The following is a 6,132-nucleotide window of genomic DNA, read 5'->3' on the forward strand; positions in this document are numbered from 1 at the left end:
ACAGTTTGGTGCATTCTGTTTAGTTTCTTTTTATTGTCAAATAATTTTCAAATATATAATTACAAAGCTTACAAGCTGATATTTTCTATTAAAAAATGGCTATTTATAACTATCTAAAAACGGTATTTATAGATTTTGGTCAAAATAAATAGAGTTATCAGCTAATAATTTTATAAAAGTTCTATTAATTGATATATTCCGGTAGATTAATATTATTCTTCTACCTATAACTATCTGCCAAAATTTCACAGGAATTATTTTCATGAAGAAACGTAAATTCTTAACCAGATATGAAATTAATGCGATTTTAGAAAAAGCACGTCAGGGACGTCACGCCGAGCGAGATTATTGCATGCTACTGATGTGCTTCATTCATGGATTTAGAGTGAGCGAGCTATGCAATCTAACATTATCCGATCTTGATCTTAACTCAGAAATTATTCATGTCAGGCGATTAAAGGGGGGATTATCAACAACACACCCACTAATACCAGAAGAAATTAAAGCTTTAAATCAATGGCTTAACATTAGAAAAAGTTGGCGAGAATCAGATACAGCGTGGGTCTTTTTATCACAAAAATCAGGTGCTATTTCACGCCAGCAAGTTTATGGTTTATTAAAGCGTTATGGCAAGCAAGCATTAGTCAATATTTCACCTCATCCACATATGTTAAGACATGCCTGTGGTTATGCTCTCGCTGATTTAGGAAGAGATACACGCCTTATTCAAGATTATCTCGGTCATCGAAATATATCCCATACCGTTATTTACACTGCAAGCAATGTAAAACGATTCTTCAAGATATGGGAGGCTCCTGTAAAAGGACTCGATTAATTTCAATATCTCTTTTTTTATGTAAGACATGTAGTATGAGAAACTATTTCTCTTGGAAACAAAAAATCTTCCAATTGTAAAAACTCTCGTCCATATACTGATGAGGGTTTTTATGCGATATAATCATTATTCACATCATAAGATACTAACTACTATTTCTTATAATTAATTTTAAAATAATTTTTTTTGGAAATTAATAGATAACACAATCAAATAAAAATAGGTATCCAGGACGGATTTAAATAACAAACACTATTATTATATGAATGGATATTTTCACAAAAATTAAGAAAAATAAAATCACTGGAAATTATACTCTGCTTTCCAGTGATAGCTGGCCGATTTTTAATATTTCATGGTCGATTTATTAAATTTTCATGTAATATTAAATTTAATCAACTATTTGAATATTTGGAGAATGAGCAAGATAGCCAATAAGATTACCAACGTTGTCTTTAACATTCCATCTTTCGAAAACGGATATATACCATGAATATTTGGCTATGCCTGGAGTCCGTAATTTAGATCCTTGATTGAAAATATTACGACTTTCAAATACTACAGGATAGTCTTGGTTAGTCCCTAACGTTGCCTCTTTACTTGGAGCCGCAACTTGAGATATAGCTGAAGTTAGGGTTGGGGGCGAAACTAGCGATTTGGCACCTACCCCTTCCATATGATATAGAAATACCTGATCATCAAATTGAGCTGATAGGGTTGCAGCCCGCCATCTAATTATATCCCCTACCTTACCTTGAATTAAAAGTGTACCTTGAGCATTATTTTTAGGAACATAGATATTATTTTGAGAGGTAATGTAATAAATGTATTTATCATTCATTACAGTTGGCCCGCCAGGCACCTTACTAATGGAATTACCGAGATCTTTTTTGATCGCTGTTACATCAACAATGGCAAGAACATCAATCAATTGTACACCACTAGCGGTTTTCATATCATTCGGATCTGTATATTCAGTATTATTCATAATACTATTCCTATTTTTATATATTAGTTTTATAAGTATTTAATTATCCAGAACTCTAATGAAAGGATCATGACAGACATATCCAATGAGTTGTTTTTTACGATATATTTTTATATACCAGGTATATTGACCGTATCCCTCTCTCTGAGCTGTTGATTGATGATAATATCTTGTTATTAGTCCACCATTACTTTCTCCATCTCTTTTATATACTACATTATTTACATTATTATTATCATCTTTAGCCAAATAAGGAATAGAAATATCACCATAATCAAGTTGCGGTAATGTTATAAGTGTAACATCACCACCACCAATTGCTGATCCTGTCATGTGGCATAAAAGTACCGTATATTCAAATTGCTGTGTCAAAGACATCGGCCTCCATCTAATGTCATCAGCAACATTGACGGTTATCTCCAACTCTCCTTGAGCATTATTTTTAGGCGCATAAAGATTCCCAGTACTTGTTATATAATAAAAGTAATTGTTAGATACCACTTTCGCAGTTTCTAATGTTTGTGATTTACTTAAATCATAATGACTAACAATAGCTTCTGCATCTACACAAATAAGAATATCCACAACTTGATATTTTGAAATATCTATAACCTCACTCATTTCTATCTCCTTCACAATAAAGCGTTAGACTGTTTAACAATCATCTATTATATTAATAATTAAGATCAAAAAAACTACTGATATAAATCATAGTTTTTAAATTTAAATTACTTGTATTTTTATAATAATCTTTTAACATACAAATAAGTTTCATATTAATATTGAAAACGCAAAATTATTATTTTTAGTATTAAATCACCACTTGTAAGCATGAGTAATTCAATATTTTCTCTTACGTTAAAGTTATTCTTTTCTATATTTAACTATGAAATTAATTCTTTTATAACCAATAATAAAAACACTTAGTGAAAAAATAAATATCGAATCATTAATTCAACTATAAAATTTTAGTTTAATAATAAAATGAGAGGAAATTTAATATATTAGTAAGTATATGTTCTTAGATTATTCCATAGGTTGTTACATTTTTGAAAAATACTGTATATACCCTTCATCTTTCAAGCTGCTGCTTTGTTGGCTGCACTCTCTCACCCCGGTCACATAGTTAACTATGCTCCCGGGGATTCGTTCACTTGCCGCCGCGCTGCGGCTCGAAATCTATTAGATATATATTTTCCAGTGATGGCTTACTGACTTTTAATATTTCATGGTCGATTTATTAAATTTTTATATAATGTTAAATTTAATCAACTATTTGAATATTTGGAGAATGAGCAAGATAGCCAATAAGATTACCAATATTATCTTTAACATTCCACCTTTCGAAAACGGATATATACCATGAATATTTGGCTATACCTGGAGTCCGTAATTTAGATCCTTGATTGAAAATATTACGACTTTCAAATACTACAGGATAGTCTTGATTAGTCCCTAATGTTGCCTCTTTACTTGGAGCCGCAACTTGAGATATAGCTGAAGTTAGGGTTGGGGGCGAAACTAGCGATTTGGCACCTACCCCTCCCATATGATATAGAAATACCTGATCATCAAATTGAGCTGATAGGGTTGCAGCCCGCCATCTAATTATATCCCCTACCTTACCTTGAATTAAAAGTGTACCTTGAGCATTATTTTTAGGAACATAGATATTATTTTGAGAGGTAATGTAATAAATGTATTTATCACCCATTGCAGTTGGCCCGCCAGGCACCTTACTAATGGAATTACCGAGATCTTTTTTGATCGCTGTTACATCAACAATGGCAAGAACATCAATCAATTGTACACCACTAGCGGGTCTTACGCCTTTAAGATCTGTATATTCAACATTATTCATAATACTATTCCCGATTCTATATATTAGTTTTATAAGTATTTAATCATCCAGAACTGTAATGTAAGGATCATGACCAATATACCCAATGAGTTGTTTTTTACGATATATTTTCATATACCAGACATACGAACCTCGTCCCGCCCTCTGAGCTGTTGATTGATGATAATATCTTGTTATTAGTCCACCATTATTTTCTCCATCTCTTTTATATACCACATTATCTACATTATTATTATCATCTTTAGCCAAATAAGGAATAGAAATATCACCATAATCAAGTTGCGGTAATGTTATAAGCGAAACATCACTATTGTCAGCAGATTGTAATCTCATTTTACATAAAAGTACTGTATATTCGAATTGCTGCGTCAAAGACATCGGCCTCCATCTAATGTCATCAGCAACATTAACGGTTACCTCCAACTCTCCTTGAGCATTATTTTTAGGAGTATAAAGATTTCCAGTGCTCGTTATATAATAAAAATATTTATTATGTACCGATTTCGCGGTTCCTAATGTTTTTGATTTACTTAAGTCATAATTACTAATGATAGCTTCTACATCCACACAAATAAGAATATCTACAGATTGATATTTCGAAATCTTTATAAAGTCGCCCATATCTATTCTCCTTTACAATTTTACAATAAAGTTTTAGATTGCCTAACAATCATATTTTATATTAATGATTCAAGTCAAAAAAACCACTGATATAAATCATAGTTTTTAAAAATAAATTTCCTATATATTTTTATAACAATTATTTAATATACGAATAATTTTCATGTTAAATCATCACCTGTAAACATAAGTAATTCCATATTCTCACTTGTGTTAAAGTTATACGTCCTGACATTTAACTGTAAAATTAACTTTTAATAATTAACAATAATAACACTCAGTGAAAAAAATAAAGCATCTAATAATTAATTTAACTTTAAACTTTTGGTTTAATAATAAAATGACAAGAAATTTGATATATTTAGCAAATAATATAGCAGTAAAAATTTTAATTTTTTATATTAAATGAAACTCAGCCTGTCCCTGGCGCAACGCATATATCAATGTAGCAAACGTTATATTAGTTATACTGAATCGTTAGATTACATTTAATCATCAGAAATAACGATGCCAGTTAAGGGAGTATGGTAGCAATAACCCACAAGTTTATTTGAGTGATCATAGATAGATAGATACCATGCATATTGAACTATCCCTGGCCTACGCAACGTAGATTTTTGATAGTAAATATGTTTTTTTTCATAGGAAAAACCGGGCAAAAGTGCTTGTGACCATTCAATAATATCTTCTTCGTGGGGGATTAGCGCTTTTTGAAGCTTAGGAACAACAACTTTAGTTAATGTATATACTGTCATTGGTTGAGAAATGTAATCATCAGTACTCTCTTTTTCCATACGATATAAAAATACCTTATGGTTAAATTGAGCAGATATGCTAGAAGATTGCCACCTAACTATATCACCTACCTTACCTGTAACTTTAAGTGAATTTGTAGCATTTTTCTCGGGAGCGTAGGCTTGATTCTCAGTGGTAATATAATATAACAAGTTATCATCAATTTTAGTCGGCTTTTTATAATCCTGGCTCAGGCGGTCAAACTTATTTAAGATAGATTGCACATCAATACAAATTAAAATATCTATACTCTTAGAAAATTCAGCAGTATCATCAGTATTCATAATGTTGGCCCTATTATCTTATATTAATTTTGGAGTTTATAAAACGCGAACAAAAGCGCTATGAGAAATGTACCCAATTAACTCAATGTTATTATGTATACTTATTATAAAAGTCAATTTCTCTTCACCTGATTGCTTGCCTTTTGATTCCAAATAGGATTGTGTTATAGATTCTACTCCATGTTTAAACGGTGTACCGGGTACTTGCTTATCGTCTTGTTCTGGATAAAGAACCTTTGTTACTTCCTGAGTATATTTTAGAGGTGTTATAATTCTATAACTATTTTCTTTCGTTTTTTTGTATAAGTTTACTGAATATATCAATTGTTGAGTTAAAGATATTACTCTCCACCTGATAATATCGTTGACACCCATTTTTACTATCAATTCCCCTGTAGCATTATTTTCAGGTATATCAGCATTTTCATTATTAGTAATGTAATGAAAGTATTTATTATCTACCATTGTAGGGTTGTCCGGATTTGCTCCTAGTTTCTTGTAGTCATTAATAATACAATCAACATCCACACAAATAATAACATCTACAGTTTCATTCATTTTTGTACCCCTTCATTGGATTAAGTTGCTCTAAGAGCCCTCTATCATGCTAATAATTAACCATTAAACCTTAAATAACTACTGGTATAAATCACAGTTTATATAAGTAAATTACTTATATATTTATCAGAAATCTTTTTAGATATAGCCAAATCCTACCGATAATTTACTTATATACCCTTCATCTTTC

The 6,132-nt window shown here is 30.9% G+C and carries 7 protein-coding genes; 1 reads left to right on the forward strand and 6 read right to left on the reverse strand.

Annotation, left to right across the window (positions count from 1 at the left end; genetic code table 11):
* Positions 1–262: 262 nt before the first annotated feature.
* A complete protein-coding gene (locus tag KZ793_RS16400) occupies positions 263–835 on the forward strand; it encodes a tyrosine-type DNA invertase (protein ID WP_118987445.1) in 573 nt (190 codons plus the stop codon).
* A 391-nt stretch (positions 836–1,226) separates the two neighbouring features.
* On the opposite strand, the gene KZ793_RS16405 is transcribed toward KZ793_RS16400, so the two are convergent.
* The 6 genes from KZ793_RS16405 to KZ793_RS16430 form a co-directional block, all read right to left on the reverse strand.
* Positions 1,227–1,823 carry an AidA/PixA family protein gene (locus KZ793_RS16405; RefSeq protein WP_225816317.1) on the reverse strand — a complete coding sequence of 199 codons (597 nt, stop codon included), beginning with the start codon at positions 1,821–1,823 and terminating at the stop codon, positions 1,227–1,229.
* A 39-nt stretch (positions 1,824–1,862) separates the two neighbouring features.
* Positions 1,863–2,444: an AidA/PixA family protein gene (locus KZ793_RS16410; protein WP_225816318.1), complete on the reverse strand. Its 582-nt coding sequence runs from the start codon at positions 2,442–2,444 to the stop codon at positions 1,863–1,865.
* A gap of 643 nt (positions 2,445–3,087) precedes the next feature.
* Entirely contained in the window at positions 3,088–3,684 is a 597-nt protein-coding gene (locus tag KZ793_RS16415; RefSeq protein WP_225816319.1) for an AidA/PixA family protein, read from the reverse strand.
* A gap of 39 nt (positions 3,685–3,723) precedes the next feature.
* Positions 3,724–4,305, reverse strand: a complete 582-nt coding sequence (locus KZ793_RS16420; protein WP_225816320.1) for an AidA/PixA family protein — start codon at positions 4,303–4,305, stop codon at positions 3,724–3,726.
* A 488-nt stretch (positions 4,306–4,793) separates the two neighbouring features.
* Entirely contained in the window at positions 4,794–5,384 is a 591-nt protein-coding gene (locus tag KZ793_RS16425; RefSeq protein WP_225816321.1) for an AidA/PixA family protein, read from the reverse strand.
* A gap of 36 nt (positions 5,385–5,420) precedes the next feature.
* Positions 5,421–5,942 (reverse strand): AidA/PixA family protein, encoded by a 522-nt coding sequence (locus tag KZ793_RS16430; protein WP_225816322.1) that lies wholly within the window; start codon positions 5,940–5,942, stop codon positions 5,421–5,423.
* Positions 5,943–6,132 lie beyond the last annotated feature (190 nt).

Source organism: Photorhabdus antumapuensis, assembly GCF_020387775.1.
GTDB classification, from domain to species: domain Bacteria; phylum Pseudomonadota; class Gammaproteobacteria; order Enterobacterales; family Enterobacteriaceae; genus Photorhabdus; species Photorhabdus antumapuensis.

Coding starts and splice junctions, on each gene's coding strand:
- KZ793_RS16400 (WP_118987445.1), top strand. CDS start 263: ATGAAGAAACGTAAATTCTTAACCAGATATGAAATTAATGCGATTTTA.
- KZ793_RS16405 (WP_225816317.1), bottom strand. CDS start 1,823: ATGAATAATACTGAATATACAGATCCGAATGATATGAAAACCGCTAGT.
- KZ793_RS16410 (WP_225816318.1), bottom strand. CDS start 2,444: ATGAGTGAGGTTATAGATATTTCAAAATATCAAGTTGTGGATATTCTT.
- KZ793_RS16415 (WP_225816319.1), bottom strand. CDS start 3,684: ATGAATAATGTTGAATATACAGATCTTAAAGGCGTAAGACCCGCTAGT.
- KZ793_RS16420 (WP_225816320.1), bottom strand. CDS start 4,305: ATGGGCGACTTTATAAAGATTTCGAAATATCAATCTGTAGATATTCTT.
- KZ793_RS16425 (WP_225816321.1), bottom strand. CDS start 5,384: ATGAATACTGATGATACTGCTGAATTTTCTAAGAGTATAGATATTTTA.
- KZ793_RS16430 (WP_225816322.1), bottom strand. CDS start 5,942: ATGAATGAAACTGTAGATGTTATTATTTGTGTGGATGTTGATTGTATT.